Genomic DNA, 15,216 nt, shown 5'->3' with positions numbered 1-15,216 from the left:
TGGTGGATCACAGGGCAGACCATTTTTGCCAACGGAGGATATACTACCAGATAAGTTCTATTTTCAGATTTCAGCATTACAATGCCGGATGATATTTGTCATCCGGCATTGGCTTATTAGATAACTGTTGAGAGAAGGAACATAAAAACCTTCCATGATTTGGAAGGCTTAAAAAATGTTTATGAAAAAAAATAAAATTTTTCAAATATAAAACAAATATTTCACATATAAGTGAATTTTATATTAATTTTCTTATTTCATAAACTCATATTTCAACCATCGGGAAATGCTTTTGAATAATATGCCGGATAAATACTGATTCAGGAGTTACGTAAGACCGTTGATTTAACAGGAATTTCGCATGATTTTCATGGTTGAATAAGATCTATTCAGGCTGCTCGGCTGATCTGCGTTCTTCTGCCTTTCTGAATTGTCCTGGTGTTTGTCCTGTCCATTTTTTAAAGAATTTAGAAAAGTTTGAAGGATCATAGGTAAATCTGCGGGCTATCTGTGCGATAGACAGCTCGGTTTGGGTCAGCCATTCCTTGGCTTTATTGATTATTTTCTCATCATAAAAATGACAGGGATGATTACCTTTCACCTTTTGAATAGTATCGGTGAGATGCTTATGGGATACAGCAAGCTCACTGGCGATCTGATTAAGTTCCATAAATTCCTGAACTTCATCATTAAGAACGGCCTGAATATGCTTTTCTAAAAAATCAAAATACTGCCTGGTAATTTCTAAGCTTCTCTTATTGACATCTGTGTTTTTCATAATAATAAATTTAGGCGGGTATTATAACTGTTCAAAATTAATAAATCCGGATTAATTTAGCCGATGTCAGCTTCAGTAATCTGTTTGCTCAGGAATATAATATTATTTCAAAAAATGCCTGTTCTTTTATTTTTTTATAAGATTATACCTGATCTGTTGGCTATCATTGATAAATTTATTAATTTTAACATATATTAACATTTAAAATTTTGTATATCAAACATTATTTTGTTCATTTGCCAAATTCTCTATTAAAGGAGCTTTTAAGGAAATTACTGGTTCTTTGGAACAGTTATAAATCGGACAGGCTGGTTTCAAATGAATCAATAACCGTAGAACTGAACATTAGAATTTAAAACTATGAAGAAATTTTTTTTACTTTTATTAACAACTTTTTTACTGATCGGTTGCAATTCAGACGAAGATACCATTTATGACTTTATCGGAACATGGTCCGGAACTTATGAGGGTAGTGATAAAGGGGTCTGGAACATGGTGGTAGCCAGCGACGGAAAAGTAACGGGAACAATGCACTCTGACCAGAATAATGAAAACTACAATATTTCCGGACATGTGAGCGATACAGGAGAATTAAATGCTTCAATAGGACTGCCTACCGATGGAGAATTCAGAGGAAATCTTACCAGAGAAAAAACAGGAAGCGGCAGCTGGAGAAACTCGGTTCCTACCCCTGAAAGGACTGGTACCTGGAGCGGCGAAAAAAATAAATAATATCTCAACAATAAAGAAAAAACCTGTACAACAAGTACAGGTTTTTTTATTAAACGAACCCCATATTTGTTATCTGCCCGTCTTTTTTCAGAACGACAAAATGAAGTACGGTCTCATCATCCGGAAAATGCTTCCTAAACACCACCTTTTCCTGTCCATTCAAAGGTATCTGATCTTCAAAAGTTTCTGCAGTATATTTTTCCGGATCTACTTTTAATGACACAATAGTCACTTCATCCGCACCAGAATATTGCTCTCCCAGATGAAGGGTTTTATCCCATAAATTTAAGGAAACGGCAGTTTTATCATCAAAGTTGGGTCTATTCCCGAACCGGAATCCTTTTAACAACAATTTACCTTCTTCTGTTGAAATTCCTTTACTGATGGTCCTTTTTCCCCTTTCAGAAACGGAGTCCAGATCCTTAATGGCAGTCATCAGCCTGGCAAACTTCTGATAGAGCAGGGGATCATCCGCCGATCTGATATATTTTTCAAGAGCCTGTCTTATTACCTTTCCGATTTTAGAGCAGTGCCCAAATTCCGAACTGTTCTGCCTTACCTTTTCATAAGTAGGGCTTTTTTTGAAAGCTGTTTTATTAAACCCGCTTTTCTTCCGGACAATATTTTTTCCGTTCAGATTATAGAAAACAAGGTCGCCCACTGCTCCTTTGATCTTAATTAAACTTTCATAAGTAGCCATACACTGAATTAGGAATCAAATATAGTGATAATCCGGTAAATAAAAAATTTTAACATATATTTATCATATAGTTGTAGTATAGTTGAAACATATTTAAAATATAAAGTATATATTTGTAAATATTTTGTTATGTTTGTAAATAAGAATCAATATGGGAGCCTTGTTATCACATAGAAACCTGCGAATAAAACCATTATCCGTTTTATTCATCGCTTCATCACTTATCATTTCCTGTGGCAGTTCCAGGAATGTCACCGTTAAAAAGAACACAGGCAATAAAGCTGTTGTAAAATCCGAGAGCCTGAGAAAGCTGGATTCCAATTTTAACGGAAGCATCCCCAGATCAGTCAATGCGATTCTCAAAGATGCGGAGAAATACATCGGTACACCGTATAAGTTTGGCGGAAACACTTCTTCCGGTTTCGACTGTTCCGGATTTACGGTAAAAGTTTTTGAGGAAAATGACCTTAAGCTGCCCAGAAGATCTTCTGACCAGGCTGCAACAGGAAAAAAAATAGATATAAAGGAAGTGAAGCCGGGAGATTTATTGTTTTTTGCAACAGCAGGCGGAACGAGGGTATCCCATGTAGGTATAGTTCATGATATAGGGACCGATGGGGAAGTGAGATTTATCCACGCCTCGACAACCAAAGGAGTAATCATTTCTTCGCTTAACGAGAAATATTGGAACAAAGCCTATCTTCATGCCCAAAGGGTATTATAAAGATATTGTTAAAACATTCAGGTACTTCGATTTTACCGCTTTTTACAGGGATAGATAGTAATTCAGATTTTAATACCAGCCAGACATGTTTAAAAAGTTTTGCTGAACTTTTTTGTATCTTCGCGTAAAATTTCAAACTTATTTAAACAAGAAACATGTCGTTACAACAAACTATTGAAAACATTTGGGATAATAGAGATTTATTACAGGATGAAAACAGCCAGAAGGCGATAAGAGAAGTTATTTCTTTACTGGACTCAGGAGAGCTTCGTGTTGCTGAGCCTACAGAAAGCGGATGGCAGGTAAATGAATGGGTGAAAAAGGCTGTGGTAATATATTTCCCGATCCAGAAAATGGAAACCATTGAAGTAGGACCGTTTGAATTTCATGATAAAATTCCTTTGAAGAAAAATTATGCAGAAAAAGGAGTAAGAGTTGTACCTCATGCTATTGCCAGAGAAGGTTCATTTGTAGCTTCCGGTGTTATTATGATGCCTTCCTATGTGAACATTGGTGCTTATGTGGATTCCGGAACAATGGTGGATACCTGGGCTACAGTAGGGAGCTGTGCACAGATCGGTAAAAACGTTCACTTAAGTGGTGGTGTAGGTATCGGAGGTGTTTTGGAACCGTTACAGGCAGCACCGGTAATCATTGAAGATGATTGCTTCATCGGATCGAGATGTATCGTGGTAGAAGGAGTTCATGTGGAGAAAGAAGCCGTATTGGGAGCTAATGTTGTGTTGACAGCATCTACCAAGATTATTGATGTGACAGGGAATGAGCCTGTAGAGATCAAGGGAAGGGTGCCAGCCCGTTCCGTAGTAATCCCGGGAAGTTATACCAAAAAATATCCTGCCGGAGAATATCAGGTTCCTTGTGCACTGATCATCGGAAAAAGAAAAGAGTCTACAGATAAAAAAACGTCTCTTAATGATGCTTTAAGAGAAAATAATGTAGCGGTTTAACCAGTATAAACTAATATCCGTCAGCTTGAAAGAGAAACTTTTAAAAATCATATTAAACCCTAAATATATATTTGGGGTTTATCTTATTATATCGGTGATTACTGCCATTTCCAAATATGTAAGAGGAGACTATGCCATCAATAATTACCTGATATTTAAGAATGTTTTTTTTAACACCATTCATCAGAAAAACCTGTTCATCCATTATCCTGATCTTTATTTTGATCTGAATCACTACGGTGTTTTTTTCAGCCTGCTGATTGCTCCGTTTGCCGTAATGCCTGACTGGTTGGGTATTTCTCTGTGGAATCTAGCCAATACTTTTCTTTTCGTATATGCTATCCACAAGCTCCCTTTTTCAGATTCTAAAAAGGCGCTTTTCGGGCTTCTTTGCCTGCAGGAATATATTACCGCGGCACTGAGCCTACAGTTCAATGTAGCCTTAACAGGGCTTTTGATGTTGTCTGCCATTTACGTTTATGAAAGAAAAGAGGTGAAATCCGTGACAGCTATTTTGACCGGAATTTTTGTAAAGATCTATGGTGTTGTGGGGCTCTCCCAGTTTTTCTTTATCAGGAATAAAACTAAATTTATCCTTTCAGGGTTGGTTATCGGAGCTCTATTCTTTGTCATTCCGATGGCTTACTCCAGCCCGGAGTTTGTGATCCGTAGCTATACAGACTGGTTTCATTCCATTATTGAAAAAAATAACGAGAACCAGGTACTGGGGAATATGCAGGATATTTCTCTTATGGGTTTTTTCAGAAGGATTCTTGGCGATGCATCCATTTCAAACCTTGTATTTTTAGCTTTCGGGCTTCCTTTATTTGCTGCACCTTACATCAGGATCAGGCAGTATAAAAATTACGCCTTTCAGCTGATGATCCTGGCTTCTACCTTGCTTTTTCTGGTGCTGTTCAGCTCCAGCTCAGAATCACCTACCTATATTATTGCCATAGCCGGTGTGATGATATGGTTTTTCTTGCAGAAAGAAAGATCTCCGTGGCTTATAGGCCTGCTGATTTTTGTAATTATTTTTACCTGCTTTTCAACATCGGATTTATTCCCCAAGAACATCAGGCTCAACTATATCAAAAAGTATTCATTAAAAGCTGTACCTTGCATTATTGTTTGGCTGAGAGTAATCTATGAGCTGTTGACCAAGGATTTTGAAAAAAATTACAGTTTGAAAGCATAATATGAAGAAAATTTCCATAGTAATTCCCGCGTACAACGAAGAAGGAAACGTTGCCATGATCCATCAGAGGATCAGAGAGGTGTTTTACGGATTATCCGGCTATGATTACGAAATTATCTTTGTAAATGACGGAAGCAGGGACAATACCCAGCAAAAACTGGAAGAGCTTTCCAGGCAATATGAAGAAGTAAAATACATTGAATTTTCAAGAAACTTCGGGCATCAGCCCGCAGTAAAGGCAGGTATGGATAATGCCCGTGGTAATGCCGTGATTTCAATGGATGGCGACCTTCAGCACCCACCGGAGCTGATCCCGGAAATGATCAGGAAATGGGAAGAAGGCTATGATGTGGTCTATACGATAAGGACGTATCCCAGGCAGATCTCTTTTTTTAAAAGAAAGACGTCGGACTTTTTCTACAGGATATTATCAAGCCTTTCCGATGTAAATCTTACCAAGGGTGGTGGCTCAGATTTCAGGCTGCTGGATGCCAATGCGGTAGAGGTCATGCGAAATTTTACCGAAGACGACCTGTTCCTGAGGGGACTCACCAGCTGGATGGGGTTTAAACAGGCCGGTATAGAGTTTACAGCCGAAGAAAGACTATCCGGTGAAAGCAGTTATAATCTGAAAAAGATGCTCACTTTTGCCTTCACGGGTATTACCGCCTTCAGTGTAAAGCCACTTTATATTGCCGCATATCTGGGCTTTCTGTTCTCCGGCATTTCTGTGGTAGGCTATATTTTCTATGTCATTCATTCCTTTGTTGCCAAAACAGAAATATCAGGATGGGCCTCCCTGATTATGACCATTGTATTCTTTGGTGGCCTGCAATTAATAATCCTGGGGATTATAGGTATTTATCTGGGCAAGATATTCAAACAGGTGAAAGAGAGGCCGAATTATATTATCAGGAATAAAAATTTTTAAAAGATGGTATTATTAAGTTTTGATATAGAGGAGTTTGACATGCCGTTGGAATACAAAGGTAAGATCTCTTTTGACAGGCAGATTTCAATCTCCCAGCACGGACTTGGAAATGTTCTGGATATCCTTAAAAAGCATCAGGCTAAAGCTACTTTCTTTTCAACCGTTGTTTTTGCGGAAAACAGCAGACATTTAATTGAAAGATTGCTGGAGGAAGGACATGAACTGGCATCTCATACCTGGTTTCACTCTGAATTTGAAGAAAAACACCTCAAAGAATCCAGAGAAAAGCTTGAAGAATTATTTTCAACAAAAGTAACCGGTCTGAGAATGCCGAGAATGATGCCGGTGGATAATAAAGCCGTTGAAAATGCGGGATATGCTTATAATTCATCCGTTAATCCTACCTTATTACCCGGAAGGTACAATAACCTGAAGGTGTCAAGAACATATTTCCCGGAAGGTAATGTGATGCAGATCCCCGCTTCAGTTTCTCCCAATTTCAGGATTCCTTTGTTCTGGCTGAGCTTTCATAACTTCCCGTTGGGAGTTTATAAAAAACTGGCTTCCGATGTGCTGAGAAAAGACAAATATCTGAATATTTATTTTCATCCCTGGGAGTTTTCGGATATTAAGGATGAAGCTTTCAACCTGCCGGGGTTTACGACAAAAAATACAGGTAAAGATATGGTGGAAAGATTTGATGAATTGATCCGCTGGCTGAAAAGTAAGAATCATACTTTCGGAACGTTCCAGGAATTTCAACAAAGAATAAAGCCATGAAAATAGCCTTTGATGCCAAGCGTTTTTTTCATAACGCATCAGGACTGGGGAATTATTCGCGGGACCTTGTAAGGATCCTCGCACGGTATTATCCCGAAAACGAATATCTTCTGTTTGCCGGTAAAAAGTCAGATAGGGGAAAGGAAATATTGGAAAAGCCTGGTGTTCGTTTTATTGAAATCTCTAAAGGATATATGTCCCGTCAGCTGAAGATGGGAAAAGATGCCCAACAGCATAGCGCAGATATTTTCCATGGTCTTTCCGGTGAACTGCCTTTACGATGGAATAAAAAGCCTATCAAAAAAATAGTGACCATCCATGATCTTATTTTCATGAGATATCCGCAGTATTATTCTTTTTTTGACCGCAAAATGCACCTCTGGAAGTTTAAAAAGGCTGCTAAAGCTGCAGACGGAATCATCGCTATTTCTGAGCAGACCAAAAGAGATATTATCACCTATTTGAAAGTTCCGGAAAACAAGATTGAGGTAATATATCAGGGTTGTCATCAGGCATTTAAAGAACAGCAGCCCGAAGAACGGGTCCGGGATACCAAGCAGAGGTTCAGCCTGCCTGAAAGATATATTTTGAGTGTGGGAACCATAGAGGACCGTAAAAATATTCTGAACGTGGTAAAGGCGATTCATGGTACGGAGATACCGCTTGTAGTAGTAGGAAAAAAAGCCGGTTACTATAAAAAGGTAGAGGCGTTTATTAAAAAAAACAAAATGGCGGATCAGGTTTATTTTCTGGAAGGAGTTACCATGGAGGAGCTCGCAATACTATATAGGTTAGCCGATATTTTCGTCTATCCGAGTTTCTTTGAGGGATTCGGGATCCCGGTGATCGAGGCACTTTTCTCACAGACCGTTGTCATTACAAGCAATACCAGCAGTCTTCCCGAAGCAGGAGGAAAAGAATCCGTATATATCGATCCGCATAATTACCTGGATATCCGGGCCAAAATAAAGTTTCTGTGGGATAATGAGACAGAGAGAAAACGCCGTGCTGAAAAGGGTTTTGAATATGTTCAGAAGTTTAATGATGAGCCGATTGCCCGCAAACTGATGAATTTTTATCAAAAAATTCTTTAGAAATATCTTGCTTTTTTAAAAACAAACCCTAAATTTGTACCACAATTTTCAACAATGACACAAAACTTTTTAACACTACATCATTACTATCATCATCTCTGCTAAGACGGAATTGATTGATATGAATGTGTTAAAAGTCAAAATAATTAAAACCGTCTGAGTAAATAGACGGTTTTTGTTTTTCTGCATATTTCCCCGAAATTTCTTTACAACCAGTTTTTATTTACTCAGGCTCTAACAGAAAAAAAATGAGTAAACTAAAAATTGCAATTCAGAAAAGTGGCCGGCTTTATGAAGACTCCTTACAGCTTCTCAAAGATTGCGGTATTTTCATTAACAACGGAAAGGATCAGCTGAAGGTTTCGGTGGATAACTTTCCTATGGAAATCATGTATCTGCGTAATTCGGATATTCCACAATACCTGGAAGATGGAGTAGTGGATACGGCTATTGTAGGTGAAAATCTTTTGGTGGAAAAACAGAAGAACATTCCGGTGATCCAAAAGCTCGGGTTCTCAAAATGCAGGGTTTCCCTGGCAGTTCCAAAAGAAGTGGATACCGATGACCTTGCTTATTTGCATGGAAAAAAAATAGCGACCTCTTATCCGAACACCCTCAGAAAGTTCCTGGAAAAAAATAATATTTCTGCAGATATCCATATCATTTCCGGTTCGGTCGAAATCGCCCCTAATATCGGTCTTGCAGATGGGATCTGTGATATTGTAAGTTCCGGCAGCACTCTTTTTAAAAATGGGTTAAGGGAAACCGTTACGCTGTTGAGATCTGAAGCTGTCCTGGCAAGAGCTTTACAACTGCCATGGGATAAGGAAGTGATCCTTGAAAAGTTTCTATTCCGTATCAGGGCTGTATTAAAAGCCAAGAACTCCAAATATATCCTGATGAACGTTCCGGATGAGAAAATTTCCGCAGTATCCGGCCTGCTTCCTGTACTTAAGAGCCCTACAGTAATTCCTTTGGCAGAAAAAGGGTGGAGCAGCATTCATTCCGTGATTGATGAGGACAGTTTCTGGGAGGTTATTGATGTATTGAAGGAAAACGGTGCCCAGGATATTTTAATAGTTCCAATTGATAAAATGGTTATTTAATATGAAGATATACAGATATCCCAAAAGAGACCAGTGGGAGGAGGTCACAAGGCGCCCTGTTCTGGAACGGGAAGAACTTACAAAAATCATTTCAGACATTTTCACTGAAGTTAAAAAACAAGGCGATAAGGCGTTATTAAACTTTGCAAAGAAATTTGATTCGGCTGAACTCGATACTGTTTGTGTTACAGAAACGGAAATCACCGAGGCAGAATCCGGTTTGAGCAATGAATTGAAAAAGGCGATCCGGGTGGCTAAGGAAAATATCACCGGATTTCATAAAGCCCAGAGAATAAATAACGAAAAGATAGAAACGGCGAAAGGGGTGATCTGCTGGAGAGAACCCCGTGCTATTGAAAAGGTAGGGATTTATATTCCCGGTGGAACGGCTCCTCTATTTTCAACAGTTCTGATGCTGGCAGTTCCTGCCCGGCTGGCCGGTTGTAAGGAAATCATCTTATGCACGCCCCCCGACAGGAACGGGAAGATAAACCCGGCAATACTTTATACGGCAAAGCTGTGCGGAGTAACCCGGATTTTTAAGGCAGGAGGAGCCCAGGCAATTGCGGCCATGGCCATAGGTACGGAAAGTATCCCCGGGGTCTTCAAAATTTTCGGGCCTGGAAATCAGTTCGTAGTAGCGGCAAAGGAATATGCCCAAAACCTGGGTATTGCCATCGATATGCCGGCAGGACCAAGTGAGGTGCTGGTAATTGCCGATGAACAGGCTGTCCCTGAATTTTGCGCAGCTGATCTGCTGTCGCAGGCAGAGCACGGAGGTGACAGCCAGGTGATATTTATCTCCAATGATCAGCATATTTTCAACAGAACGATTGAAGAGATCGGTAAACAGATTGGTAAACTTCCGAGAAGCGCCATTGCAGAGGAGGCATTGGATAACAGTTGCTTTATCCTGCTGGAAACCATCGAAAAAGCAATCGAACTAAGTAATCTCTATGCTCCCGAGCACCTTATCCTGGCAGTAAATGATTTTGAAAAATATCTTCCTCTGATTCATAATTCAGGCTCTGTTTTCCTGGGGAATTACTCCTGTGAAAGCGCCGGGGATTATGCCAGCGGAACCAATCATACCTTGCCTACCAACGGCTTTGCAAGAAATTATAGCGGTGTTTCTCTGGATAGCTTTGTGAAGAAGATCACATTCCAGCATATATCAGAAGAAGGGATCCGGAATTTAGGAAAAACCATAGAAGTTATGGCAAAGGCGGAAGGCCTGGAAGCCCATAAAAATGCAGTATCAATCCGATTAAAATTCAATAATAATGAAAAAAACACCTGACATCACCCATTGGGTTCGGGAAAATATCCTGAAACTTCAGCCTTATATCAGTTTCAGGGATCTGAATGACTTCAATCAGCCGGTGTTTATGGATGCTAATGAAAACCCGTCCGGCAGATTCAACCGCTATCCGGATTCCACCCAGAAGCTGCTTAAGGAAAAGCTGGCTGAATTAAAAAATATTTCAACAGGGCAGGTCGCTATTGGCAATGGAAGTGATGAGCTGATTGATCTCATCATCAAAATTTTCTGCGAACCTAAGAAAGATTCCGTTCTGGTTATGAATCCTTCATTCGCCATGTACGGATTTTATGCATCCATCAATGAAAACAGGGTTGTAAAACTAGATCTGGATAAAAACTTTGACATCGTGAAAAATGATTTCATCCGTATAACAAAGGATGTTCAGCTAAAGGTTTTTTTCCTGTGTTCGCCCAATAATCCTACAGGCAACAGTATTGAGGATATTGAATTTTATGTCCGGAATTTCAACGGAATTGTAGTGGTAGATGAAGCTTATATCGAATTTTCAGGTCGGAGATCATGCCTCGAACTATTATCCGGATATCCGAATCTTATTGTTCTCCAGACATTCTCGAAAGCCTGGGGAATGGCCGGGACAAGGGTAGGAGCAGCCTATGCGTCCGAGGAGATCATCCGTTTGATCAATACGGTGAAAGCACCTTATAATGTCAACTCTATAAGCCAGACGCTGATCCTTGAAAAGCTTGAGCGCCGGGAAGAGATCGAAGAACATTTAAAAGAAATTTCAATGCAGAAAAATTGGCTGGAAAAAGAATTTCAGGATATAGACTGTATTACAAAGGTTTATCCTACGGAAGCAAATTTTTTCTTACTTGAGTTCGATGATGTTGATAAAGTGTATCATGAGCTGCTGAAAGAAGAAGTGCTTGTAAGCAAAAGAGCGCCTCTGATTCCGGGTTGTATCAGGGTCAGCATAGGAAACAGAGAAGACAATAATAAACTGGTCCGCATTTTAAAAAATATAAAATAATGAAAAAAGTATTGTTCTTAGACCGGGATGGCACACTAATCATGGAGCCTTCCGACTTTCAGGTTGATTCCCTTGAAAAACTTGAATTTTATCCCGGAGTATTCCGTAATCTTTCCAGAATAGCTGAGGAGCTGGATTATGAGCTGGTAATGATCACAAATCAGGATGGCCTGGGTACTGAAAGCTTTCCCTTTGAAAATTTTATCAAGCCCCATGAAAAAATGCTGAATGCTTTTAAAAATGAAGGGATTGTTTTTGATGATGTTTTGATTGATAAAAGTTTTGAGCATGAAGACCTTCCTACGCGCAAACCAGGAACGGCCCTGCTGGGAAAATATCTGTACGGGGATTATGATCTCAAAAATTCTTATGTCATCGGCGACCGTATTACAGATATCCGCCTTGCCCATAATTTAGGATCGAAAGCCATTTTTATTGGCAGCAGCTACCATGACGGTGCAGATTTAACCACTGAAAGCTGGGCAGAGATCTATCATTATCTCAGGCAGGCTCCAAGAAGATCTTGTGTATCGAGAAAAACTAAAGAGACCGATATTACGGTTGAGCTTAATCTTGATGGAAAAGGAAACAACGAAATATCCACAGGCTTATATTTTTTTGACCATATGCTGGAACAGATTGCAAAGCATGGTAACCTGGACCTGAAGATAAAAGTAAACGGTGATCTGCACGTGGATGAGCATCATACCATAGAAGACACAGGAATTGTCTTGGGAGAAGCGTTTCTCAAAGCCTTAGGAAAGAAAAAAGGCATCGAAAGGTATGGCTTTCTGCTTCCTATGGATGACTGTCTGGCTCAGGTGGCCATAGATTTCGGCGGAAGGCCCTGGATTGTATGGAAGGCTGATTTTAAAAGAGAAAAGATCGGGGATGTGCCTACGGAGATGTTGTATCATTTTTTCAAATCCTTTACAGATTCTGCAAGATGTAATCTGAATATAAAAGCGGAAGGGGATAATGAGCATCACAAAATAGAGTCTGTTTTCAAAGCTTTTGCAAAGGCCGTAAAAATGGCGGCAAGACAAGCCGGCGATAACTTCAGTATCCCTTCAACTAAAGGAAGCCTGTAAAATGATTGCCATTATAAAATATAACGGAGGAAATGTAAGATCCGTACAGAATGCTTTGGACAGATTAAACTTCCGATCCATAGTAACAGACGATTTCGAACTGATCCGGAAAGCTGATAAGGTTATTTTCCCGGGGGTAGGAGAGGCATCATCAACAATGAGTACATTGAAAGAAAAAGGATTAGATCAGCTGATCCCAACATTAAAACAACCGGTTTTAGGCATCTGCCTGGGAATGCAGCTGATGTGCGGCTACAATGAAGAAGGGAATATTCACGGAATGGGAATTTTTGATATCAGAGTAAAAAGATTTCCACCTGAAAACCTGGTTCCGCATATGGGCTGGAACTCTGTTGCAGACCTGAAATCCTCTGTCTTTTCAGGAATTGAAGAGGGAAGCGGCGTGTATTTCGTTCACAGCTATTATTGTGAATTGTCACTGAATACAACTTCAGTTTGTGATTATATCCTTCCTTTCAGTGCATCCCTGCAAAAGGACAATTTCTTTGCCGTTCAGTTTCATCCTGAAAAGTCCGGAAAGACAGGCAGCAGAATCTTAAACAATTTTTTAAAAATTTAAATGATGAAAATTATTCCGGCTATTGATATTATTGACGGTAAATGTGTACGGCTTTCCAAAGGGGATTACAATACCAGGAAAATATATAATGAAAACCCTGTAGAAGTGGCCAGAGAATTTGAAGATCATGGATTGAGTTATCTCCATCTGGTGGATCTTGACGGAGCCCGGTCTAAGCATATCGTCAATTACAGGGTTCTGGAAGCTATCGCTGAAAAAACCTCTTTGCACATTGATTTCGGAGGAGGTCTTAAGACAGCTGAAGATATTGAAACGGCCTTCAATGCAGGTGCAAAGCAGATCACCATAGGCAGCATTGCCGTTCAGGATCCCGGATTTTGTCATACGCTGATTGAAAAATACGGACCGGAAAGGATTATCCTGGGAGCAGACTGTGAAAACAGCAGAATCAGGACGTCAGGATGGCTGAGAGAAAGTGACCTGGACGTGTTCGATTTCATCAGGCAATATCAGCAGAAAGGTATTCAGGATGTTATCTGTACAGATATTTCAAAAGACGGGATGCTTGAAGGGCCTTCTGTGGAATTGTACCGAAAAATATTGCATGAAAATGCTGTGCGGCTTATTGCCAGCGGAGGCATTTCCTGTATCGCAGATATTTACCGGATGCAGGAAATAGGCTGTGCCGGTACGATCATAGGTAAGGCTATCTATGAAGGGAAGATCCGGTTAAAAGAACTTGAAAATTATATTGAAAATGCTTAAAAAAAGAATTATTCCGTGCCTGGATATAAAAGACGGAGTTACTGTAAAAGGGATCAACTTTGAAGGACTCAGGAATGCCGGAGACCCCGTCAGGCTGGCAAAGAAATATGAGCAGGAAGGTGCTGACGAGCTGGTTTTCCTGGATATTACAGCTACCCTTGAAAACCGGAAAACCTTTACAGAGCTCGTAAAAAGAATTGCTAAGGAACTAAGTATTCCTTTTACCGTAGGAGGCGGAATCTCTTCCGTAGAAGATGTGGGAAAGCTTCTGGAAGCAGGTGCGGATAAGATCAGCATCAATTCTTCAGCGGTAAAAGATCCCGGGTTGATTTCAGATCTTGCGAAAACATTCGGAAGCCAATGTATAGTGGTAGCTATTGATACAAAACGGATAGATGGTTCTGACAGGGTTCATGTTAAAGGCGGAAAAGAGATCACTATGCTGGAAACCGTTGAATGGGCAAAACAGACCGAATTACTCGGTGCAGGTGAAATTCTCCTCACCTCCATGAATAGTGATGGCACCCGTAAAGGGTTTGACCTCCGGATTACCGGACTGGTTTCCGAAAACATCAATATTCCTGTTATCGCTTCAGGCGGAGCAGGATGTATCCGGGACTTTGAGTCGGTATTTGAATACACTAAGGTAACCGGAGCCTTGGCAGCAAGTCTATTTCATTTTGGAGAATTGACCATTTCAGATCTGAAAAAAACATTAAAATATAAAAACATCGAAGTAAGATGAAGATAAATTTCAATAAAAATAACGGGCTTGTTCCTGTGATTATTCAGGATAACATAACCCTGCAGGTCCTAATGCTGGGCTATATGAATGAAGAAGCTTTTAAAAAGACAAAAAGTGAAGGAATCGTTACATTTTTCAGCCGGTCCAAAAACAGGTTATGGACAAAAGGGGAGGAATCAGGTAATTTTTTAACTGTAAAGGCTATCAGTACCGATTGTGATCAGGATGCCATTCTAATAAAGGCCGCACCACAAAATATTGTTTGCCATACCGGAAGCTTCAGCTGTTTCGGAAAGAAAGATACCAAAGGTTTTTTATATGAACTGGAAGAAAAAATTTCAAAAAGAATAGATGATAAAACAGAAGGATCTTATACTTACTCCCTTTTCCGGGAAGGAATCAACAAAATAGCGCAAAAAGTAGGTGAGGAAGCAGTAGAGCTGGTCATTGAAGCAAAAGATGATAATAAAAGCCTGTTTAAAAATGAAGCGGCAGACCTGCTGTATCATTTTCTGATCCTGCTAAAGTCCAAAGGAATCCTTCTTGAGCATATAGAAGAGGTACTCAAAGATAGAAATCAATGAATTAAGGAATGATCTGTTGTAGAGCTTTACATTTCTATGGTAGATAAAAAAAAGAATAAATCATTAAAATGTGACTTTTGTAAATCGCTGAGAAACATTAACTTTACAACCTTAAATTAAAACACAAATATGAAAAAACTCTACACGGGTGCATTCTTCCTATG

The 15,216-nt window shown here is 39.7% G+C and carries 17 protein-coding genes; 15 read left to right on the top strand and 2 right to left on the bottom strand.

Going from position 1 to position 15,216, the window contains the following annotated elements; all coding sequences use genetic code 11:
• Positions 1-385: 385 nt before the first annotated feature.
• Positions 386-778 (bottom strand): helix-turn-helix domain-containing protein, encoded by a 393-nt coding sequence (locus tag ABMQ40_RS16090; RefSeq protein WP_370901429.1) that lies wholly within the window; start codon positions 776-778, stop codon positions 386-388.
• Positions 779-1,138: 360 nt separating this feature from the next.
• Between ABMQ40_RS16090 and ABMQ40_RS16085 the strand changes: the two genes are divergently transcribed.
• Positions 1,139-1,510: a hypothetical protein gene (locus ABMQ40_RS16085; protein ID WP_370901427.1), complete on the top strand. Its 372-nt coding sequence runs from the start codon at positions 1,139-1,141 to the stop codon at positions 1,508-1,510.
• A 49-nt stretch (positions 1,511-1,559) separates the two neighbouring features.
• Here ABMQ40_RS16085 and ABMQ40_RS16080 read toward each other — a convergent pair whose 3' ends face one another.
• Positions 1,560-2,210, bottom strand: a complete 651-nt coding sequence (locus tag ABMQ40_RS16080) for a hypothetical protein (RefSeq protein WP_370901425.1) — start codon at positions 2,208-2,210, stop codon at positions 1,560-1,562.
• A 151-nt stretch (positions 2,211-2,361) separates the two neighbouring features.
• Here ABMQ40_RS16080 and ABMQ40_RS16075 point away from each other — a divergent pair, with 151 nt between their 5' ends.
• The 14 genes from ABMQ40_RS16075 (at position 2,362) to hisIE (ending at position 15,052) form a co-directional block, all read left to right on the top strand.
• Positions 2,362-2,934 carry a C40 family peptidase gene (locus ABMQ40_RS16075; RefSeq protein ID WP_370901423.1) on the top strand — a complete coding sequence of 191 codons (573 nt, stop codon included), beginning with the start codon at positions 2,362-2,364 and terminating at the stop codon, positions 2,932-2,934.
• 155 nt (positions 2,935-3,089) lie between these two features.
• On the top strand, positions 3,090-3,902 hold the full coding sequence (locus tag ABMQ40_RS16070; protein ID WP_370901421.1) for a 2,3,4,5-tetrahydropyridine-2,6-dicarboxylate N-succinyltransferase: 813 nt from the start codon (positions 3,090-3,092) through the stop codon (positions 3,900-3,902).
• Between the two features lie 25 nt (positions 3,903-3,927).
• A complete protein-coding gene (locus tag ABMQ40_RS16065; protein WP_370901419.1) occupies positions 3,928-5,100 on the top strand; it encodes a glycosyltransferase family 87 protein in 1,173 nt (390 codons plus the stop codon).
• A 1-nt stretch (position 5,101) separates the two neighbouring features.
• Positions 5,102-6,031 carry a glycosyltransferase family 2 protein gene (locus tag ABMQ40_RS16060; protein ID WP_370901417.1) on the top strand — a complete coding sequence of 310 codons (930 nt, stop codon included), beginning with the start codon at positions 5,102-5,104 and terminating at the stop codon, positions 6,029-6,031.
• A 3-nt stretch (positions 6,032-6,034) separates the two neighbouring features.
• Positions 6,035-6,811, top strand: a complete 777-nt coding sequence (locus tag ABMQ40_RS16055; RefSeq protein ID WP_370901415.1) for a polysaccharide deacetylase family protein — start codon at positions 6,035-6,037, stop codon at positions 6,809-6,811.
• Entirely contained in the window at positions 6,808-7,905 is a 1,098-nt protein-coding gene (locus ABMQ40_RS16050; protein ID WP_370901413.1) for a glycosyltransferase family 4 protein, read from the top strand. Before ABMQ40_RS16055 ends, ABMQ40_RS16050 begins: the two co-directional genes overlap by 4 nt.
• A 248-nt stretch (positions 7,906-8,153) precedes the next feature.
• On the top strand, positions 8,154-9,011 hold the full coding sequence (gene hisG, locus ABMQ40_RS16045) for an ATP phosphoribosyltransferase (RefSeq protein WP_370901411.1): 858 nt from the start codon (positions 8,154-8,156) through the stop codon (positions 9,009-9,011).
• A 1-nt stretch (position 9,012) separates the two neighbouring features.
• A complete protein-coding gene (gene hisD / locus ABMQ40_RS16040) occupies positions 9,013-10,311 on the top strand; it encodes a histidinol dehydrogenase (RefSeq protein ID WP_370901409.1) in 1,299 nt (432 codons plus the stop codon).
• Positions 10,295-11,326 (top strand): histidinol-phosphate transaminase, encoded by a 1,032-nt coding sequence (gene hisC / locus ABMQ40_RS16035; protein WP_370901407.1) that lies wholly within the window; start codon positions 10,295-10,297, stop codon positions 11,324-11,326. The genes hisD and hisC overlap by 17 nt, the downstream gene beginning before the upstream one ends.
• On the top strand, positions 11,326-12,417 hold the full coding sequence (hisB, locus tag ABMQ40_RS16030) for a bifunctional histidinol-phosphatase/imidazoleglycerol-phosphate dehydratase HisB (RefSeq protein ID WP_370901405.1): 1,092 nt from the start codon (positions 11,326-11,328) through the stop codon (positions 12,415-12,417). The genes hisC and hisB overlap by 1 nt, the downstream gene beginning before the upstream one ends.
• A 1-nt stretch (position 12,418) precedes the next feature.
• Entirely contained in the window at positions 12,419-12,997 is a 579-nt protein-coding gene (gene hisH, locus ABMQ40_RS16025; RefSeq protein WP_370901403.1) for an imidazole glycerol phosphate synthase subunit HisH, read from the top strand.
• A gap of 3 nt (positions 12,998-13,000) precedes the next feature.
• On the top strand, positions 13,001-13,723 hold the full coding sequence (hisA, locus tag ABMQ40_RS16020; RefSeq protein ID WP_370901431.1) for a 1-(5-phosphoribosyl)-5-[(5-phosphoribosylamino)methylideneamino]imidazole-4-carboxamide isomerase: 723 nt from the start codon (positions 13,001-13,003) through the stop codon (positions 13,721-13,723).
• Positions 13,716-14,468 (top strand): imidazole glycerol phosphate synthase subunit HisF, encoded by a 753-nt coding sequence (gene hisF / locus ABMQ40_RS16015; RefSeq protein WP_370901401.1) that lies wholly within the window; start codon positions 13,716-13,718, stop codon positions 14,466-14,468. The genes hisA and hisF overlap by 8 nt, the downstream gene beginning before the upstream one ends.
• Entirely contained in the window at positions 14,465-15,052 is a 588-nt protein-coding gene (gene hisIE / locus ABMQ40_RS16010; protein ID WP_370901399.1) for a bifunctional phosphoribosyl-AMP cyclohydrolase/phosphoribosyl-ATP diphosphatase HisIE, read from the top strand. The genes hisF and hisIE overlap by 4 nt, the downstream gene beginning before the upstream one ends.
• Positions 15,053-15,216 lie beyond the last annotated feature (164 nt).

This window comes from Chryseobacterium gossypii, assembly GCF_041361455.1.
Lineage (GTDB): Bacteria > Bacteroidota > Bacteroidia > Flavobacteriales > Weeksellaceae > Chryseobacterium > Chryseobacterium gossypii.
This window is presented reverse-complemented; position numbering and strand designations above follow the sequence as displayed.

Excerpts from the sequence above, each read along its gene's own strand:
- ABMQ40_RS16055 (WP_370901415.1), top strand. The coding sequence starts at position 6,035 with ATGGTATTATTAAGTTTTGATATAGAGGAGTTTGACATGCCGTTGGAA.
- ABMQ40_RS16090 (WP_370901429.1), bottom strand. The coding sequence starts at position 778 with ATGAAAAACACAGATGTCAATAAGAGAAGCTTAGAAATTACCAGGCAG.
- hisC (WP_370901407.1), top strand. The coding sequence starts at position 10,295 with ATGAAAAAAACACCTGACATCACCCATTGGGTTCGGGAAAATATCCTG.
- hisA (WP_370901431.1), top strand. The coding sequence starts at position 13,001 with ATGAAAATTATTCCGGCTATTGATATTATTGACGGTAAATGTGTACGG.
- hisF (WP_370901401.1), top strand. The coding sequence starts at position 13,716 with ATGCTTAAAAAAAGAATTATTCCGTGCCTGGATATAAAAGACGGAGTT.
- ABMQ40_RS16075 (WP_370901423.1), top strand. The coding sequence starts at position 2,362 with ATGGGAGCCTTGTTATCACATAGAAACCTGCGAATAAAACCATTATCC.
- hisD (WP_370901409.1), top strand. The coding sequence starts at position 9,013 with ATGAAGATATACAGATATCCCAAAAGAGACCAGTGGGAGGAGGTCACA.
- hisB (WP_370901405.1), top strand. The coding sequence starts at position 11,326 with ATGAAAAAAGTATTGTTCTTAGACCGGGATGGCACACTAATCATGGAG.
- ABMQ40_RS16060 (WP_370901417.1), top strand. The coding sequence starts at position 5,102 with ATGAAGAAAATTTCCATAGTAATTCCCGCGTACAACGAAGAAGGAAAC.
- ABMQ40_RS16070 (WP_370901421.1), top strand. The coding sequence starts at position 3,090 with ATGTCGTTACAACAAACTATTGAAAACATTTGGGATAATAGAGATTTA.
- ABMQ40_RS16050 (WP_370901413.1), top strand. The coding sequence starts at position 6,808 with ATGAAAATAGCCTTTGATGCCAAGCGTTTTTTTCATAACGCATCAGGA.
- hisG (WP_370901411.1), top strand. The coding sequence starts at position 8,154 with ATGAGTAAACTAAAAATTGCAATTCAGAAAAGTGGCCGGCTTTATGAA.
- hisIE (WP_370901399.1), top strand. The coding sequence starts at position 14,465 with ATGAAGATAAATTTCAATAAAAATAACGGGCTTGTTCCTGTGATTATT.
- ABMQ40_RS16080 (WP_370901425.1), bottom strand. The coding sequence starts at position 2,210 with ATGGCTACTTATGAAAGTTTAATTAAGATCAAAGGAGCAGTGGGCGAC.
- hisH (WP_370901403.1), top strand. The coding sequence starts at position 12,419 with ATGATTGCCATTATAAAATATAACGGAGGAAATGTAAGATCCGTACAG.
- ABMQ40_RS16085 (WP_370901427.1), top strand. The coding sequence starts at position 1,139 with ATGAAGAAATTTTTTTTACTTTTATTAACAACTTTTTTACTGATCGGT.